The following is a 17467-nucleotide window of genomic DNA, read 5'->3' as shown; positions in this document are numbered from 1 at the left end:
CCCGCCTCACCCACGCATCCGACGGGCCGTCCCTCCGCCAGAACTTCGTTCTCTTCCAAGGGCTGCCGATAGAAGCCGGCCCTGCTGCTCGTCGAGCTGTCGGAGTGAGCTGTCTTTCTCAACGGCCGAACGTCCTATCCGCCATCGGGCACCACCTTCTCAAGTGCCGGCCACCGCCGGAACACCACCCGCGCATGCCTGGGCTGTGTGGCGGTGTACTGCGGGATACGGTCTTGGAGGACCGCTCAAACGGTGAGGGCGACTTGCTGGCCGAAGGTGAAGGCTCCATCTCCATCGATCTCCACCAGAAAATGCAAGCCCGGACCTGTTGCTACAGACGTTGCCCGGCCTCAGCGTGCAGCGGTGCCCGCAGGCGTGTTCGCACACCACAGGCCTTCCCTTTCGGGGTGGGCGGTGCAGGGTCGTCCGCGCGGTGCTGCCGGATGTCGCGGAAATAATAGGTCGGCCAGCGGACCTTCGAGGCAGTCCAGACCTCGCGGAAGCGCCAACCGCCCTCGTGGCCCCAGCCATCGGTCAGGCCGTGGCCTCGCCCGCCTTGCCATCCTGATGCCTGTCGCTCCTGTCTATCTGGGCAGCGAGCCGGTAGCGCCAGTCGCGAAGAAATCTGCGGTTGTATTCGCTGGGGAACTCATCCACATCGTGAATGATGCTGTCCTCGGCGCGTATCTCCTCCTCCACGAGCTTGAGGGCTTCCTGGAGGTCGCCGTTGTTTTCCAGTGCCCTGGCAAGGGAGCTTCGTGTGAGCCGGATGCCGTCGTTCCGATACGGCCAGGAGCCTTGCATCTCGGTGAGCAGGTCGGTCAGCAGTCGGACCGCTTCGGCCTTCTGGCCGCTCTCGCCTATGAGCTCAGCGAGGAACCGCCGCTGGCGGTGGGTGTCTGTATGGTCAGGGCCCAGCGCCCGGCTCGTGTCCTCGACAAGGGTTCTCAGTTCCGCATCGCCCCTGGCAGGTCCCCTACCGCGCGGCGGCGACGGGCCAGCATCATGCGGGCGGACAATGTGTCGGGGTGGTCAGCGCCGGACTCTGTCATCCAACCGAGCCTCAAGTGTGTACGGATGTCTGCGGCCCAGTTTCCCGGCCAGGTACTCGATCCCCTGATCTGCCTTCCCCGCAGTCATCGACTTCGGCCGCGGCCAGTGCCGGAAACGCCGCCTGATCAGCCAGGCGCGAAGCATGTGACCTCCGCTCCTCACCGGCTTCTTCGATCTCATCTCTGCTCCTTGCCACTGGCCGGCACCGCACCAGGAGGGGCGACGCCGTTCTCCCGCATCTCGTTGCCTGGATGCCACCCCGACGGTGAACAGAGCGCCGGCGGCGCGGACACCTGGCTGTGTAAGGTGCCGGGTCACAGAGCGCTAGAGACCCCCAAGGCCGATCCCACCATCCCCCTTGGTCTCACCCCCCGCCTCGTCGAAGTGCGGACCCATGATCAACATACCTAGGCCGACGAAGCACGGGCCGAGAACGAACATACAGAGGATGTACGCCCAGAACATGTGGTCGCGGTACGCCAAAGTACCCAGAAAAACCTCGGCCGCGATCGAAGGCACCGTGATCAGCAGACCGGTGACGCGGTTCCGTTCCAGAATGCGGCGTTTACCGGCCATGCTCCCCCTCCAGCGGCAAGACTGTCACCGCTCGCAGTGATACCCGAACGCCCAGCAAGGAACACGTCGCTCCGCGGGACGTGGCGCTCATGCCCGCTGTGGCGCTTTGGACTTCACTCGATCTCAAGCAAGCCGACCGCATGCGACAGACCCGGGGAAAGCGCAGAAGGCCATCATGTAGCGGCGGATCACAGCTTCTCCTCGTATCCCATGCCAAGGGGTCACCCCGGTCGATCCAGGAAGCGTTTGCTGCCATCCCCGACGAACCGGGCTGCCCAGGGCGGACAGTGCTGGCCACACAAGGAAGGACATCTGGAGTGCACGGTGATGACCGGGGGATGAGATCGCCAAGGTTCCCGGCGCCGACCAGCTCTGGATTGGCACAACCCACCAGGGCACCGGCAAGGACCGCATCCTCAAGGTGACCATCAAGTAGAAATCTCAAACGGTCTCCAGAGCCAGCGCGGGACAGAACACTCTCGGCGTCCAGCTCGATCGCCGAAACACGCACCGTGCGGTAACCCATTTGCGGCGCCGCGATGCTCGCCGTATCGCTCGTATGGCGTAGCTGATGGTGTGCTTATTGATCTTGATTGTGGCCTGCTGTTGTTCAGTTGTACTGGGTGGTAGTTCTGGTCAGTCGGTGGGGTTTACGCGGAACCGAGTGTCCGGCATCGGGGGATACGTGGGTTGAGCTGGGTGTTTGGTGTTGCGCAGTGTGCTGAGCGGGGTGGTGTTTTTTGCTCAGTGTGGTTGGCGCGCTCTATAGGTACCGGTGCTGGCCGGCTTTGTGAGGGCTGGGGCGGTGTGGGGTGTGGGTTGGTTCAGCGGGTGGTGAGGCGTTGCCAGAGCAGGTCGTGGTCGGCGGGTACGAGGTGGGTCAGGTGGAGGCGCCGGGCGAGGTGGCGGAGGAAGGCGGTCTGCTGGGTGCGGGTCAGGGGGGTGTGGCGGGGGAGGCGGTCGAGGGTTGTGGCGAGGGTGAGAGTTTCGGGGTAGGTGATCAGGGTCCGGCAGGTCAGGGCGGGGGAGGCCGGGCCTGAGGTGAGGTGGGGGTTGGCGGTGGTGAGCTGGTGCAGGCGGGTGTGCCAGCGGGTGTGGAGGTGCTGGTGGTGGTCGTACCAGCGGGTGGTGATCGTGGTGGCCCAGCTCAGGGAAGCCGTGGTGGGTGGACGGCGGGCGGTGCGGTGGGCGTGGGTGAGTTCGGGCAGGGTGCGGATGTCGAGGGGGATGCGCTGTCGGGGGTCGCTGGAGGCTTGCTGGTGACGGGTGCAGATCATGGCCCGGGGCAGGTCGGGCGCGGGGTGGATCCACGCGGGGGCGGTGTGGTGGGGCGGGCGGCGCAGGGTGCAGGCGGTGCAGGCCGGCAGGGGCTGCACGGCGGGGGCGAGGGGCTGCCAGCGGGCGGTGGCGGTGGGGGCGGTGGCGATGGAGGCTGGCGGGGGCCGGCGGGTCAGCGCGCGGTTGAGGTGGGCGGGCGGGATGCGGGTGAAGGCGGCCAGGCGGCGGGCGGCTTCGCAGCTGAGGTGGAGTTCGGTGGCGTGCGGGGCGGCGGGGGTGCCGGTGGCGGTGATGTGCAGGCCGTCCAGGAGGTGGGCGGGGGAGAGGCGGTAGGCGGCGGCGAGGCGGGTGAGGTAGGAGGCTGCGCTCTCGCGGGGCAGCGGTCGCACACGCAGCGCGCCGGGCGGGCTGGGCCATATCGTGCCGGGTCGCACCGCCGGCGTGGGGCGGGTCCGGGTGGGGGCGGTCACCGGCGGGGGCGGGTGCGGCGGGCGGGGGTTCGGGGCCGGTAGTGCTCTTCGGCGAGGTGGTCCAGTGCGATGGTGTCCAGCAGGGTCTTGGTGATCCGCTCGGTGCCGTCGAGGATGGCTTCGATGGCGGCCTGGCGGATCAGGCGTGAGAGGCTGCCGATGCGTCCGGCGGTCCGTTCGTGCAGGTACGGCGCCAGCCTGGGCAGGCTGCCGGTGCGGTGTGCGGTGAGGTCGAGGGCCGCTTCCAGGGTGGCGATCAGCTCGCGGAAGGGTTCGCGGTGGCCGGCGCGGGCGGGCAGCGCTCCGCAGTCGATCAGAGAGGCGCGTCCGGCCAGCTGTGCGCCGCGTATTCCGCTGAAAACGGCGCTGGTGGTGACATCGATGCCTGCGTAGACGAATGTGGCGCCGATGCGTTCGGTGAGGTCCTTGAGCCAGTCGGCGGCCTCCGCGCCGCTGGAGGAGCGCGGGTTGAGCCGGTGGATCTCGTCGATCAGCACGAGTGCGACGCCGGCCGTGGTGTAGGTGTGGCAGACGGCGGTCGTGATCTGCGCGGTGGTCATGCGGTCGGCCACGGGGATGCCGAGGTAGCGGGCGAACTCGGCGGCCAGGGTCTTGGCGGTGGCGCCGGGCGGTACCAGCACGTAGGCGACGGGCACGTTGGTGTCGCCCGGGTGGGCGCGGCGGGTGTGGGCGAGGTGGCAGGTACGGCCGACCTGGAGCAGCGCGGTGGTCTTGCCGGTGGTGGCCGGGCCGGTGACGATCAGCGACGGCCGGGCGGTGGCCTGCTGGTGGCGGCCCAGGACCATCAGGGTGCGGACCTGGCGTGCCAGGGATTCGATGGCCGGGGTGCGCACGGTGACGAACTGCGAGTGGTAGGCCAGGCGTTCCTCCGCCGAGCGGGGTGCCTGGCCCGGCTGCGGCGGCGTGGGGGGTGCGGCGTGGGCGAACCGGGCGAAGCCGTCGAACGTCGTCACCGTGCCCGCGGCCGTCTCCCCGTCGTTCGGGGGCGAAGGGCGGGCAGGGCTCACCACAGTTCGGCCTCCTGGTCGGCGTCGTACAGCGTCAGCGCGCCGCTTCCCGGCAGCGTGAGTGTGCCGGACTCATCGGCGCCGGCGTCGTCCCGGTCTTCGGCGGGGGATCGGGCGTCCAGCGCATCCAGGCTGTCCTCCGCCTCCGTTGCGGCCTGGGCCGCAGTACGGTGCGGTGCTGCCGGTTCGCCGCCTGCTGCCCGGGAGGCTGCCTTCTCGGCGCGCGTGCCCGGCGCCGTGGCGGGCACGCCTGGCGGCGCCGGTGTGGTGGGCCGGGTGTGGCGCAGGATCTGGTCGGCGGCCTCGGCGAGGGCGGCCTCGTGTGCCTCGCGTTCGGCGCGCTGCTCGAGAGTGGTGCGGATGTGGCGCCAGGTGGTCTCGCTCATGGGCGCGTGGACGTGGTCGCGGTGGATCCACGGGATCTCGTGCAGGTGTCCGTCGGGCAGGCGGAGGTAGATCTGGCGGACGTCGTGCGGGTTGAGGTGGACCTCCCACTTGCCGCCGGGGCCGGTGGGGCAGGGCCGTCCGCGGTGTTCGTTGAGGAGGGCGTGATCGTAGGTGCGGTAGTTGATGCGGATGCCGCGGCCGGTGACCGGGTGGAAGCGCACCGGCAGCAGTTCCGTGTAGTCGGCTCCGGTCAGCGGCAGCGGCACATAGCCGCTCGCGCCCAGCAGCGCACCCCACATCTCGCCCGGGGACAGCGCCTTCTTGGGCAGGAAAGGGTGGCGCAGCCCATCGTGAGGGCGGTGCTGCCAGCACGCGGTGATCCACTCGTCCAGCAGTTCCTGCATCTGGGCCACGGTGAAGCGGGCTTCGTCTTCCACCGCCTCGCCGCGCGCCAGGATGTGGGGGCCGGTGTAGCCGGCGACGTGCTGGGCAAAAAGGGTGTTAATGCTGCCAAAGGTCCGTTCCACGGCGCCCTTGGCGGTGGGGGAGCGGGGCGGGGCGGGCTGCATGCTCACCCCGAGGGATTCACAGGCGGCCAGGAAAGCGGCGGAGAGGAACACCCGCCCGCGGTCGATGACGATCGTCTCCGGCACCACCACCGGCCGCGCCGCCGCCTGTTCAAGCCGCGCGTCCAGGGCGAGGAGCCGGTCGTAGGGGACGGCGGCGTGGGCCAGGCGCAGATGCTCGCCCCAGCCGGGCCGCACCGGGTGGGGCACGGCCATCTCCGCCAGCAGCAGAGCCGCGTCCACCGCCTGGGTGCTCTGCTCGCGCAGCACGGCCGCCACCACCGACCGTGTTGCCACGTCCAGGGCGATCGTGAGCTCCGGGCGCACCGGCTTTCCGTCTTCGCCGATGGCCATGATGTCCAGCCGGGTGGTGTCGACCTGCACCAGCTCGCCCGGCCGCAGCGCCACCACCGGCGTGAACGGCCGCACCGGCACGGCGGTGGCGGTGCGGGCGGGACGCCCTGGGTGTTCCAGCGGGTCGGCCAGGACCCGTACCAGCCGGTTGAACGTCGACGGCGCCGGCAGCGCCACCGCGCCTGGCCCGTGGGCCTCGGCCATGATCTGCCCGGTCACCTCCCGCAGCCCCTTCAGCGTGCCCGTGGAGCGGCCGCGCTGGCGGCGCAGCGCCTCCAGCACCGCGGCCACCACCCGCTCATCCGCACGCCCGGTTGCGCTCGACGGCTTGCGCTGCCGGACCAGGCCCATGACGCCGCCCGTGTGGTAGCGGGCGCGCATGCGGCGCACGGTGGCCCGGCTGGCCCGCGGCCAGCCCAGGGCCGCGAGTTCGTCGGCCTTGGCCTGCTCCCGCTCGGCCATCGAGGTGCGCTGCGGGTCGTACTCGGGCCGGGGGGAGCAGGTGCTGCCGGGCCCGTCGGGCAGCCCGGTCTCGATCTCGCGGATGTGCCGCTGCCAGGCCATCGCCCTCTCCCGCTCCCGTTCGGGCACCGTCTCCAGAAGGCCCCACGGCGCCGCGGCGGGCACCGGGCAGTCCACCACCGCGAAGGTGGGATCGGCGAACAGCAGCGAGGTCAGAACCGAGGCGGTCCGCCCGTCCTCGTCGACGAGGCGTACCGAGGCCCCGGCCACGGCGGCCACCTGCCAGGGGCGGCCCTCGAACGTCACATACGCCCCGAGTTTGACCTGCCGGCGCCGGGCGGCGGCCACGGCGCGGGCCGGGCGGCCGGGGGTGCTCACCACTGTCCGGCCTCCGCCTCGGCGTCATACACCGACAACCCGCCCGGTTCCACGGCCGCCGTGCCGCCGTTGGCGGCGCGGTGTGCGAGGACGGTGCCCGTGCGGCGCCGCAGCAGCTCGTCGAAGGGTCGTAAGCCGTGCTCGCCCTGCGAGGGCACCGCGTGGAGCTGGCCGTCGGGCAGCCGGACGAAGACCTGCCGCGGGTCATGAGGATGGTGGTGGACCTCGAACCGGTCCCCGCGGCCGCGGTGTTCGTCCAGGCACGCATCGTCGTAACGGCGCCCGCCCAGCCGGATGCCGGATTCGGTCACCGCGCTCCGCCGGGCTGGCAGCAGTTCGCCGTAGGCCTGCCCGGCCAGCGGCAGCGGCACCCTCCCGGCCGCGCCCAGCAGCACCTGCCACATCTCCTTGGGCGTCAGCCCCGCCCGGGGCAGCAGCGGATGCCGCAACTGCTCCTGGGGACGGTGGTGCCAGACGCCAGTGATCCATTCGTCCAGCAGGTCCTGCAGCTGCGGCATGCTCCAGTACACCCCGTTCGCCTCGTCCGCCCGGTCCTCCTGTCCGGCGGTGACGGCCGGCCGGGCTGCCACCGCGTGCCGGGTGAACAGGTCGGCGAGCACCTGAAGCGTGCGCAGCGCACCACTGGCGGCGCCCGCCGCTCTCGGCGGGGCCGGCTCCAGGCTGATGCCCAGGCTCTCGCACACGGTCAGGTGCGCCGAGGTGATACCGGCCGGCCCCCGGTCGAGGACGAGTGTCTCGGGGACGGCCGCCGGACGCGACGCGGTGGCCTCGATCCGGTCGGGCAAGGACATCAGCCGCCGTGCCAGCCCGCCCGCGTGGGCCTGTTCCAGCAGGGCGGGCCAGCCCGGGCGCAGCGGCCGGGGCACGGCCATCTCGGCCAGCAGCACCGACAGCTCCACCGGCCCGTCCTGCTCCGGGTGCAGCACGGCGGCCAGCACGCAGCCGCTCGCCTGATCCAGCGCGGCCGTCACCGCCACCACCACCGGGGTCCCGTCCTCGCCCACCACGCCGACCGGCAGGCGGGCGGTGGCTACCTGCACCCGCTCCGCGGGCCGCAGCGCGGCAGGCGGGCCACCGGCCCGGCCCGCCGCGGTGGCGGTGCGCGCCGCGCTACCCGGCGGCTCGGCCGGATCCGCCAGCGCCTTCACCAGCCGGTACAGCGACGAGCGGGCAGGCAGCCGCACCTGATGCGGCCCGTGGGTGTCCGCCACGATCTGCTCCGTCAGCTCGATCACCTGCCGGATGGTGGTCTTCTTCCGGCCCCGGCACCGGCGCAGGGCCTCCAGCACGGCGGCCACCACCCGCTCGTCCGCACGCCCGGTGGGCGACGGGCCCCGCAGGTGACGTTTGTCGACCAGCCCCCACAGCCCCTGCCGGCCGTAGACCAGCCGCATCCGCTGCACCGTGGTCCGGCTCACCCTGGCCCAGCCCAGCCCTGCAAGCTCCCGCGCCTTGGCCGCCTCGCGCTGCGCCAGAGTGAACGCCTGCGGGTTGTACTCGGGCCTCGGCGTACCGCTTCCGGGGCCGCCGGGCAGCCCGGTCTCCACCTCGCGGATGTGCCGCAGCCAGGCCAGGGCACGCTCCTGCGCCGCCAGTGGCACCGCCTCCCACAGCACCGGGACCACCGGCGGCGCCGCGCTCGCGCCGATCACCGCGAAGCCGGGCGCGGCCACCAGAGCGGAGGCCAGCACACAGGCGCTGGCCCCGTCCCCGGCCACCAGGTGCACCCGCCCACCGGCCAGTCCGATCACCTGCCAGGCGCGGTCCTCGAACCGGACCTGCGCGCCCACCGCAACGCACCGCCCACCGGGGGCGGCCGTATGGCTCCTGCTCACCTCGCGTACTGCTCCTGCTCCGTGCCGTCCTTGGCCGTGTCCGGGCAGCCGGCCGAGACGAGGGTGTGCTCGCCCAGCGGCCGGGTCAGGTCCGCGGCCAGCCGCCCGCTCCACAGCGCGTGGTAGAGCACCGGCAGCGCGCTCAGGACCTCACCCGCCGCCGCGGCCCCGGCCATCAGCGGCCGCGGCGCGGTGAACGCCTCCAGCACCGCCTGCTCGAGCCCGTCTGCGTCGCGGTAGCGGGGATGGCGGTAGCCGGCCAGCCACCGCACGTTCGCCGCCACCACCGCATCCGGCGGCAGCAGCCGCCGGTAGGTGAACCCCACCGCCGCACACGCCGCTTCAAGCACCACGGCAGCACGCTCGGCCCGGCCTGCGGCGGGCGACGTCATGGCGGGGCAGTCGGCGAGCAGCGCGCCCCCCTTGGCGTAGCGGGCGAACAGCTGGGGCACCCACGTCAGCACACGCCCGCTGTCAGGATCGCGCCAGATCAGCCGCACCGGCCGCGCCGACAAACCCACCACCTGCGGATCACGGTCCAGCAGCATCAACTGCATGCACATCGCCTGCGAGCCGTGCGGGACGTGCCGCCCCGTGGTGGCCGACCACCACCAGCCCGGCCCCCACCGGCGCCCCGGCACCACCGAGAACGCCGCAACCGGCTGGAGCTCCTCGAACCGCACGTCTACCGCGGCGTCAGCCCAGCGGCGCTGCACGAGCTCGCCCTCGGCTCCGGCGAACTCCGCCTCCACCGCGCCTGGGTCCGGCACCCGCCAGATACTGCCTGCGGCGGCCGGTAAGCCGTCCTGGCTGCTGTCGATGATCACGTACTCCACACAACGTCATGCCGGGCATCCCGCGCAGGCGAACCGGCCGGTAACAGCAACTGCGTTGCAACTTAGGCCGGTTGGGCCACGCGACCCAGGATGCCGCCTGGACCTGCTGGTGTCAGTGCAGACTCCTGCACTTTCCACGACCGGCCGGATCTCTTCCGCCCGCCCGCAGCACACCGGCCGCCGGGCGTGTCAGCCGTCGTCCGAGTCCGCGGCGAGTAGCTCGGCCAGCTCCCGGGGGGGCAGGCGTGACCACGCGGCGACATCCTCAAGCGCCACCCCGGCGGCGACGGCCGCGGCGGCGGTGCCCACGAGGGCCTGGTCGATCAGAGCGGCACTGTGGCCGAGGTGCTCCAGCAGCGTGCGGGCCACCTCGGCGGTGGTGCCGCTGTGCACGCCCCGCAGCTGCACCAGCTGCTCCCGGGCTTCGCTGATCAACTGCTCGATTCGAAAGCGGTGTTCGGCGTCCACCGTGGCACGCCACCGGGTGCCCGAGCCGGCCGACTGCTGCTCGGCCGCCATGACGCGCAGCTGACCGGCCATCGTGGCGGGCTGCTGCTCCCGCCTCAGCCGCCACGGATCGCCCCATCCCGGCGGCCCGGCCTCGCGGCGGCGGGCGCGCACCAGCGCCCCCGTGAAGCCGTGCAGCGGGCTGTCGTGGTCGGCGGCGATCCAAGGCCCCAGCCAGGCGCGGCCCACCCGCTCGCCCATCCGGCGGCAGAACGCATCGTCAGCGCCCCGCGCCCGAGGCCGCGTCCCCCCGCTCGCCTGCCAGGCCAGCTCGGCCGTCTCCGGCTCCAGCAGCGCCTGCGCCACCGCCACCACCTCGGGGAAGATCGCCGCGTCCCGGCCCACGATCCGCCACCGCTCCAGATCCGGCCCCGCGTTGCCGCCCGCAACCTGGTGCAGCCGGTGCGGCCAGATCTCCTCCCGCTCCCAGCGCGGGGCCTCATCCCACCACCGGGCCACGACCGCGTACGCCAAGGCGAACACCTCCCCGCCCTCCGCCCCGGCACGCCCCGCACGGCGCGCCACACCCACCCACCGCCGCTGCGCGGCCACCACCTCCGGGACACTGCGCAGGTCGAGGTGTTCCAGCGGCTGGTCGGCGTCCGCGTCCAGCAGCCACCACCCGTGCCGGACACACACTCGCTGCCAGCGCGGCAGATACCGCATCGCCCGCACCGCCTGCCCGGTACGCCGCGCGGTGCACAGCCGGCAGGCGAACGCCGCTTCTCCCGCCACCGCGCCCGCCGCACGCCACCGCGCCTGCGCCAGGTCGGCCTCCCGGCCGGTGCTGATCTTGGGATCGTCCACGGTGAATGCGGGCAGCGCCCGGGCTAGCACCGCCGGCTCGACCCCGCACAGATCGGCGAGTACATCCCGCCCGGCTGCGTTGAGCACGATCTCCGCGTCGGCCCGCACGCCGCCGCCGTCCAGCCGGGCGGGGGAGTTGCGGCACGTCCACTGCTGCAGCACACCGGCGACCGGCAGACCGTAGCGGGCCGCAGTCCGATTGATCAGCGACGCTGTCGTCTCCCCGGCCAGCGGCACCGTCCGTAGTGCTCCTGCCGCCACAACGCTCCCTGGCCTGCTCGTCCTGCCCGATTTCCGGCTCGTGCGCACCGTACCGCCGGTCCCCGGCCGAACCCGGCACCGGAAGCGAGCACCGTGCCGGTCGGGCGAGGTCGACACCCAGCAGCGCGCACATGCCCGTACGGCATGCGTACGCATAGCGTGCGTATGCCGTACGAGAAGCGCACCTGCGACATCCTCTAGCGCCACCCCGGCGGCGACGGCCGTGGCGGCGGTCGCCGCGGCCCGGCCGGAGCGCCAGCAGCGCGCCCCGCGCGCCTCGGCAGCTCCCGCGCCATCGCCGACCATGGCCTCCCCGGCCGCCACCAGTACTGTCGTGGACGGCGACGATCTCCTTCGCCTCGAGCGCCCAGGAGGTCTTCACCTCACCCCACGCCTGTAGCCGCATCCCGGGCGGTACGGGCGATGCGGATCCCGCTCGCCACGGCCTCGCGCCAGACGTCCCCCCGGTGATTGAGCTTGCTGCGCAGTTCCTGGTACTCGGCGAGGGCAACGGCATCACACCGGGCGCGCGAGGGCTTGGTGGGGCGGGCCCTAGGGTGCCGCGCCTTCCACCTCTCCAGCTCGTGCAGGGCCTGCCGGGACGTGTGCCAGCACGCGGCCAGCACGATGTTCACGAGATCGACGGGCAACCGGACATTGACCTCCTCCGGCCAGCCGGATTCCGGGGATCCGCACGAGCGGCCGGGGTTCCTGGCCTGCTGCAGTATGTCGCCCCACTCGCGGTTCCAGCCGCGTTCCTCCAGAACCTTGCACAGGCCGCCGGTCACCAGCGCATCACGACTGTCGATGAGCTGTCCGCGTCGGCGCAGTCCGGCCTTCTCGTCCTCCCACCGGCCACGCCGGGCGGCTGCTTCCCGGGAGGTCATCCCGGCCAGCGAGGCCGCGAGCTGCTCTTGCGCCCAGGCCCGCTGCTCCTTGAAGAACGGCTTGAAGCCCTTCAACTCGTCGTTGGTCCCTAAGGGGACACGCACGTTCACCTGGCGGTCCCCCAGAAGGGACGCCGAAGCCGAGGCCGGCATGGCGCTCGAGACCACGGTGCGCTGACTGCCGATCATGAAGTCCCCCAGGGCTCGTTCGCGGCATCCGGGGCCGCATGAACGTACATGGCCCGCAGCGTCTTCAGTGCGCGCAGGCGGTTGCGGTCCACGCTCCCGGGGCTGAGGGCCAGGCACCTCGCGGTCTCCCTGGACGTCATGCCGCTCAGGAACAGGCACTCGATCACGCGCCGCTGGACGTGGGGCAGGCTCTGCACCTTCGCCAGGAGCTCCTTGTTCCGCAGGCCGGTCGTGACCACGTCCTCGGCGGACCGCTCGGTGCCGAACTGCGGCTCCAGTGCGGCCCAGTCGTCGTGGGCGGTCGATACCTCGGGCCTGCTGCTCACCCTGCGCAGATGGTCGACGGCCGCGTTGCGGGTGAGGGCGAACAGGTAGGCGCGCGGGTGCTGCGGCAGGTCGGAACCCTCCTTTACCGCCCGGAGCCAGCGCTCGCGCACGCCGGACAGGATGTCCTCCGCAGTGTGCTGGGTGATCCCGAACTTGCGCAGCAGCATGCGGCGCAGTTGCGGTTCGGCATCCAGCATCTCGGCCGCGACCACGTCGAAGGCCGCAGGGGCAGGCGAGGCGGCGTCCTGGTCCGGCGGCGACGGCTCCGGCTGCGGAAGCGGAGCCGGTGCCCCGGCCGCGTACGCGGCCGGGGCACCGGTGAGAGGCTCGCTCGCAAGCATGGCTACCAGCCGAACGCGAGCCGACGCCTGCCGTTCCGGCGCTCCAGCACCACCCGCTCCGGCACCATGCGCCGCAGCATGTGCCCGGCGGTGCACACCGCCGCGGCGATGGTGTCGAGCGCCAGGAGGCCGATCGCGGCGACCAGCGCGCTCTCCAGCGGGTCCTGCCAGGTCACGTCGCCGTGCACGATCCGCACGATCGTGACCACGATGATCGTGACCGAGATCGTGCGGCGGCCGCGGCGCCGCCACGGCCGGGGATCCTCGACGCACGCGGCCGCCTGGGCGGCACGCGGCAGAGATCGTGGATTCATGCGTCCTACCAATTGCTCTGGGGACCCGCCGTGTTCGGGAAGAGCCGTTGGGCCCCGGAATGGATAAGTGAGAGCACTGTGCCCCGATATCCACGGCAGTGTCGAGCTGGCGCAGGTCAACTGGCCCTGTTGTGTGCAACTTTCAGGTTCGCAGGCCAGGGCCGTCGAAGGGGCCTCACAGCGCCTGCATGTACGCCCTTGTATGTGACCGGAGGAACAAACTCCGTCCGGCGAGCGGTTTTTCGGGCCCGCCGCCTTCGGCTCTTCCCAAAGCGGCGACGGCGGGCCCCGGTAGGACGCCAGAGACGTCTTCACCTTCTTAGACGTAGAGGGTAGAGATTTCCCGACATCAATGTGACCTAGGCCACACCAAGTGCCGTTGACGGGTCGCTCACCAGGCACTTTGCCAACGTCCCAGACCAAGGCGTGCCCCGCAGCCTCCCCGCCTGCAGCCGCTGTTGCAGTATGAAATGCAGTCTCGGGCGAGGCCAGGCCCCGATCAAGAGCCCACCCAGGCGCCTCTCCGACACCACCACCTACGAGACGCCCGCACCTGTTTCGGGCCGGGGAACGCACGCGACCTGTCGGGTCTACGCCCACCCCACCCCGAGTTCCCGTAGTGCTGCGAGCTGCTCGGGGGTGAGTCTGTCCCGTCTCGCGCGGGTGTTCGATGTCCAGACGCCCAGCTTCACGGTCACCGGTTCTGTCTCGCCGTCGACCACGACGTCTTCGGTGTGGCCGCGGGGGACGGGCTGGTGGGCGCCTTCTCGTTCGACCCACTGTGCGAGTGCGGCGAGTCCGCGCTGGAACGCCTGCTGCGCCTTGCTGGTGCCCTTCGCCACGCCCTGAGCGGCCGGGGCCGCAGACGGCGCCTCCACCGGTGTCACGCCCAGCTGTGAGAGCCGTTCCTGCTGCTCGGTGGAGAGCCGCGCCCATGTGCCCGGCTGTTTCTGTCGCTGAAGCCACCGCCCCAGATCATCCCCGTCCATGAGTACGCCGGGTGCGATGGCGGGGAGCCGGCCGCCTGGTTCGTCGGCGGCGAGGTCGGCGAGGACGCGGTGGTGGCGTTGCCAGTCCAGTGACCAGGGGCAGTTCCAGTCGGGGTCGATCGCGGTGAGCTGTTCGGCCCGGGTGGCGGCGGTCGTGTTGTTCTTGCCGAGGCCGTGGGGGCGGCGGAGGTTGGCGATCAGTTGTCCGATCGCGACGGGCTGTCCGTCGGGGTCGTTCCAGACGGCGTTCTGCCGTGGCGCCAGGTGCCCCGTGGCGTGCCGGTACGACCGGAGGACGGCGAGCTTGTTCTCCCAGGCCTGGTCGCCGGGTTCCCACACCATCCCGGCTTCGGGGGCGTCGAGCAGTTCCTTGCGGTGAGGGTCGAGCTCGCCACTCCGTAGCGCCTTGCGCTGCTGATGCACCCACCTGCCCAGCGGGAACGTCTTCGTCGCCCCCACTTGCGTCTCGACGTCATAGGGCACCGCATACAGCCCGCTGATGTCTTTCTCCGCCCGCCACCGCAGGAGGGCCTGGTAGCCCTCGAGCCAGACCAGGGACTGTGGCCGGTAGACGCGGGTGCGCAGGAACGCGGCGATGGTGGCCGGATCCCGGGGGCTGGAGAACTGCAGCAACTCCGACTCCGCCGCGCCGCTTCCTGCCTGCGGCCCTTCCGGGCCGGTGCCCGCGGCGGCGCTGGCGATGATGCGCCCTTCTGCGTCCCGCCGGACATGCACCTTCCGCGTCCCTCGGGTGAAGGCCCGGTTGGCGAGCTGCTCGGTGAGGTGTTCGGAGTGGGAGCGCAGCCCTTGGAGGACGGCGACGAGGGGGGCGTAAGAGGCGCTGGCGATCATGTCGGTGGGGTCTTCGCCGGGCTGGAGGAAGACAGGCACGATGATCCGCGCGACTTTCGTGGTGCCGTCGAGGTTGGGTCGCAGCGCCCGGCCGATGTTCTGCACGATCTCGACCTGGGAGCCGCGGGTGTCGGCGAAGCAGACCGCCTCCACACCCCGCTCGCCCCGGATGTCGACCCCTTCACCGAGGACCCGGCAGCTGGCGAGGAACGCCCGGTGCACCCGCCGGCCCGCGGCATCGATACCATTCGCGAACTGCCGCAGGACGTCGCGGCGTTCGGTGACGAGGTGGTCCCCGCACAGCCACGCCGACCACACCCGGTCCGCAGGAACGTGCCGGCCGGCGGCCTCGACATCCCCGGGCTGGGCACCGAGAGGGGACCGCGGCCGGTCGGCGGCCTCGTCGAGGGCGTGGGCTGTGACCTCGTCCGCATACAGGTCCGCAGCGGTCTGCGGGAGATTGAGGGCGAAGGCTTCGGCCTCCTCGACCCGGCTGTGGAAGGTCATCATCGTCTTGATGTTGCGGGCACTGGCGTGCTCCAGCAGTGCGGCCTGCAGCAGCGCGAGGCGCCGGCCTCGCCGCGCCTCGTCGGACAGGCCGACAAAGTAGTCGGGGTCCTCGATCTCCAGGACGTCGATCTCGAACCCGGCGAGGACGCCCCGCTCGACCGCCTCCGCGAGCCCGAACTCGGCCAACCACGGCCCGAACGTGGCCGAGTCCTGGCCCATCGACGCCAGCTCCAGCTGACGCCCGTCCTTCCCGCGCTGTGGCCTGGGGGATGCCAGGATCCGCGGGGTCGCAGTCAGGTAGAGCCGGAAGTCGGCGGGGATGCGGGTGTTGTCGTGGATCGCCGCCCACGACCGACCAAGATCACCCGCAGTCGAGTGGGCTTCGTCGACGACCGCGAGGTCGAATGGGGCCATCCGCTGTCCGTACAGCCGCTCTCCGCCCGCCAGAGCAGCCTCCAGCGGCCCGCGCATCGTCCCCCGGCCCGTCGGGTCGTCCAAGTCGTCCCGGTCCACCAGGGAGGCGTACGTCGCGAACACGACCACCGGCCCCGATCCCGCCCACAACGCGAGCTGAATCGGGTTGGTCGTCGTCCGCACGCCCAGCGAGTCGAGCACCGGATCGTTTTCCAGCGAGCACACCGCCACCATCGCAGCGCGGTGGCCCACCGCCCGCCACGCCTGAGCGGTCTGCACGAGCAGGTCCAGGGTCGGCACCGTCACCAGGATCCGGCCGCCGGGGAAGCAATCCAGCGCGCACGCGGCCGCCGTGATCGTCTTCCCCGACCCGGTCGCGGACACAATCGTCCCCCGCGCCCCCTGCGCCGGAACCGGAGACCTTGCAGGAAACCCCACCCAATCCCGGAAAGCCGATTTCTGTCGTAGTTGGTGTTCGCGAAGCTGAATCAAAAGAGTTCTCCGGACTCGGGAAGAACCTGGACGACGGAAGAGATGCGGCATCCGGTGCGCTGGTAGAGGCCGCCGTCTTTACCGTGAACGGCCCAGGCCCGCTCGGCCGCTGCCTCGGCTGACGCAGCCATCAGATGAACGACCGGTCCCGGCATGCCCGGGCGGAAGCGGCCGGCGACGGGCCGGGCACCGATCCGGTAGACACGGTGCCGCCAGATCTCCACAGCCGCGACACCCGACCGCTCGGCCTCGGCCACCTCGGTCATCAGCCGCTGCAACCGCTGCTCTTCACAACGGACAGCACGCACGTCACGAAAAGGCGCGTACGCAGCCGCCTGCTCCCGATCCACAAAAGCAGCGATCCGCCCCCACTGAAGACGCCGCAGCTCCGCGATGAACCATTCACTCAAGCGATGCGGCTCCGCAGCGCCCACCCGTGCGCACCCGGCGCGTTCCTGCGCCAGCCGTACCTGCGCGGCCACCTGCTGCCGATCGAGTCCGGCAGCCCTCGCGATCACCCCGAGCCGGGCAAGCTCATGCGGGAGATACTCGTAGATCAACACACGATGCGGCTCTCTGCCGGGGGTCCCTCGATTACGCCAATGCTACATGCTGCATCACAGCAGGATGCAGCCAAGTGCCAACCCCTCGAGACGCCCGCACGAAACGCATCCCCGGCCTGATGGACACCGCGCCTCGGGGTACACGACCCCGCATGGCACCGACAACCGAACGCATCCAGTTCCTGCGGGCCGTGCGACAACTGCACCGCGTCCGCTCCTTCTACACCGCGGGCGCCCTGCTGTGGGCAGCATCCTCCGCCTGGACCGGCTGGCAGGCACCCGCAAGCCGGCAGATGTGGGTGTCCCTCACCCTCCTGACCGTCTTCACCGCCCTCCACATCACCGCAAGCCTGTCCCTGCGCCGTCTCGCAGTTCCCACCACAGGCCGACCCGCGCACCACGCCGCCTCACGCAAGGCCACAAGCCCCCGCCACGCCCACGCCTGAGAACCCGTCACCCCCGAGTCCCCGGCAGATCCGGACGGAGGCACCCCTCACCCTTGCTGCCGCCCGGGCCGAAGGCCCGCTAGCCGCCCCGCGCAGTGGGGCCGGCCCCATGGCGCGCAGCGCCATCAAGTGGCTGGAGCGCAGCGTAAGCCACCCCGCTCCGGAAGCGCAGCGAACAGAGCATCACCCGCCTTGCTACGCAAGGCGGGTGAACTGACCGCGCAGCGGTCAGTTATCGCTTCCGCGGAGCGGAAGCGCAACACCCTCGCGCAGCGAGGGTGTTCGCTTGCACATCGCGCAGCGATGTGGTACCCGCTCCGCGGG

14 protein-coding genes are annotated in these 17467 nt (G+C 71.5%); 1 reads left to right on the top strand and 13 read right to left on the bottom strand.

Annotated elements, in window-relative coordinates:
* Positions 1 to 534 precede the first annotated feature (534 nt).
* The 13 genes from ACIP4Y_RS37335 to ACIP4Y_RS37275 form a co-directional block, all read right to left on the bottom strand.
* Positions 535 to 804 (bottom strand): hypothetical protein, encoded by a 270-nt coding sequence (locus ACIP4Y_RS37335; protein WP_401401281.1) that lies wholly within the window; start codon positions 802 to 804, stop codon positions 535 to 537.
* Between the two features lie 573 nt (positions 805 to 1377).
* Positions 1378 to 1629, bottom strand: a complete 252-nt coding sequence (locus ACIP4Y_RS37330; RefSeq protein ID WP_401401278.1) for a hypothetical protein — start codon at positions 1627 to 1629, stop codon at positions 1378 to 1380.
* 824 nt (positions 1630 to 2453) lie between these two features.
* Complete coding sequence (locus ACIP4Y_RS37325) at positions 2454 to 3296, bottom strand: TniQ family protein (RefSeq protein ID WP_401401276.1); 843 nt, start codon at positions 3294 to 3296, stop codon at positions 2454 to 2456.
* Positions 3297 to 3373: 77 nt separating this feature from the next.
* Positions 3374 to 4408, bottom strand: coding sequence for a TniB family NTP-binding protein (locus ACIP4Y_RS37320; protein ID WP_401401273.1), 1035 nt, complete (start codon positions 4406 to 4408; stop codon positions 3374 to 3376).
* Positions 4402 to 6555 (bottom strand): transposase, encoded by a 2154-nt coding sequence (locus ACIP4Y_RS37315; protein WP_401401270.1) that lies wholly within the window; start codon positions 6553 to 6555, stop codon positions 4402 to 4404. The genes ACIP4Y_RS37320 and ACIP4Y_RS37315 overlap by 7 nt, the downstream gene beginning before the upstream one ends.
* Positions 6549 to 8363, bottom strand: a complete 1815-nt coding sequence (locus ACIP4Y_RS37310) for a Mu transposase C-terminal domain-containing protein (RefSeq protein WP_401401267.1) — start codon at positions 8361 to 8363, stop codon at positions 6549 to 6551. The genes ACIP4Y_RS37315 and ACIP4Y_RS37310 overlap by 7 nt, the downstream gene beginning before the upstream one ends.
* Before the next feature lie 41 nt (positions 8364 to 8404).
* Positions 8405 to 9244 (bottom strand): TnsA-like heteromeric transposase endonuclease subunit, encoded by an 840-nt coding sequence (locus ACIP4Y_RS37305; RefSeq protein WP_401401264.1) that lies wholly within the window; start codon positions 9242 to 9244, stop codon positions 8405 to 8407.
* A gap of 189 nt (positions 9245 to 9433) precedes the next feature.
* Positions 9434 to 10819 carry a DNA-binding protein gene (locus ACIP4Y_RS37300; protein ID WP_401401261.1) on the bottom strand — a complete coding sequence of 462 codons (1386 nt, stop codon included), beginning with the start codon at positions 10817 to 10819 and terminating at the stop codon, positions 9434 to 9436.
* A 383-nt stretch (positions 10820 to 11202) separates the two neighbouring features.
* Positions 11203 to 11817, bottom strand: a complete 615-nt coding sequence (locus ACIP4Y_RS37295; RefSeq protein ID WP_401401258.1) for a hypothetical protein — start codon at positions 11815 to 11817, stop codon at positions 11203 to 11205.
* A 74-nt stretch (positions 11818 to 11891) separates the two neighbouring features.
* Positions 11892 to 12563 carry an RNA polymerase sigma factor gene (locus ACIP4Y_RS37290; RefSeq protein ID WP_401401256.1) on the bottom strand — a complete coding sequence of 224 codons (672 nt, stop codon included), beginning with the start codon at positions 12561 to 12563 and terminating at the stop codon, positions 11892 to 11894.
* A gap of 2 nt (positions 12564 to 12565) precedes the next feature.
* Positions 12566 to 12877, bottom strand: a complete 312-nt coding sequence (locus ACIP4Y_RS37285; RefSeq protein WP_401401254.1) for a hypothetical protein — start codon at positions 12875 to 12877, stop codon at positions 12566 to 12568.
* Between the two features lie 590 nt (positions 12878 to 13467).
* On the bottom strand, positions 13468 to 16185 hold the full coding sequence (locus ACIP4Y_RS37280) for a Helicase associated domain protein (RefSeq protein WP_401401251.1): 2718 nt from the start codon (positions 16183 to 16185) through the stop codon (positions 13468 to 13470).
* Positions 16131 to 16697 carry a hypothetical protein gene (locus ACIP4Y_RS37275; RefSeq protein ID WP_401401248.1) on the bottom strand — a complete coding sequence of 189 codons (567 nt, stop codon included), beginning with the start codon at positions 16695 to 16697 and terminating at the stop codon, positions 16131 to 16133. The genes ACIP4Y_RS37280 and ACIP4Y_RS37275 overlap by 55 nt, the downstream gene beginning before the upstream one ends.
* Positions 16698 to 16849: 152 nt before the next feature.
* On the opposite strand from ACIP4Y_RS37275, the gene ACIP4Y_RS37270 reads away from it, so the two are divergent.
* A complete protein-coding gene (locus ACIP4Y_RS37270; protein WP_401401246.1) occupies positions 16850 to 17143 on the top strand; it encodes a hypothetical protein in 294 nt (97 codons plus the stop codon).
* Positions 17144 to 17467: the final 324 nt, after the last annotated feature.

Source organism: Streptomyces sp. NPDC088810, assembly GCF_044750305.1.
Lineage (GTDB): Bacteria > Actinomycetota > Actinomycetes > Streptomycetales > Streptomycetaceae > Streptomyces.
This window is presented reverse-complemented; position numbering and strand designations above follow the sequence as displayed.

Coding starts and splice junctions, on each gene's coding strand:
- ACIP4Y_RS37330 (WP_401401278.1), bottom strand. CDS start 1,629: ATGGCCGGTAAACGCCGCATTCTGGAACGGAACCGCGTCACCGGTCTG.
- ACIP4Y_RS37270 (WP_401401246.1), top strand. CDS start 16,850: ATGGCACCGACAACCGAACGCATCCAGTTCCTGCGGGCCGTGCGACAA.
- ACIP4Y_RS37290 (WP_401401256.1), bottom strand. CDS start 12,563: ATGCTTGCGAGCGAGCCTCTCACCGGTGCCCCGGCCGCGTACGCGGCC.
- ACIP4Y_RS37285 (WP_401401254.1), bottom strand. CDS start 12,877: ATGAATCCACGATCTCTGCCGCGTGCCGCCCAGGCGGCCGCGTGCGTC.
- ACIP4Y_RS37335 (WP_401401281.1), bottom strand. CDS start 804: ATGCAAGGCTCCTGGCCGTATCGGAACGACGGCATCCGGCTCACACGA.
- ACIP4Y_RS37280 (WP_401401251.1), bottom strand. CDS start 16,185: ATGCCGCATCTCTTCCGTCGTCCAGGTTCTTCCCGAGTCCGGAGAACT.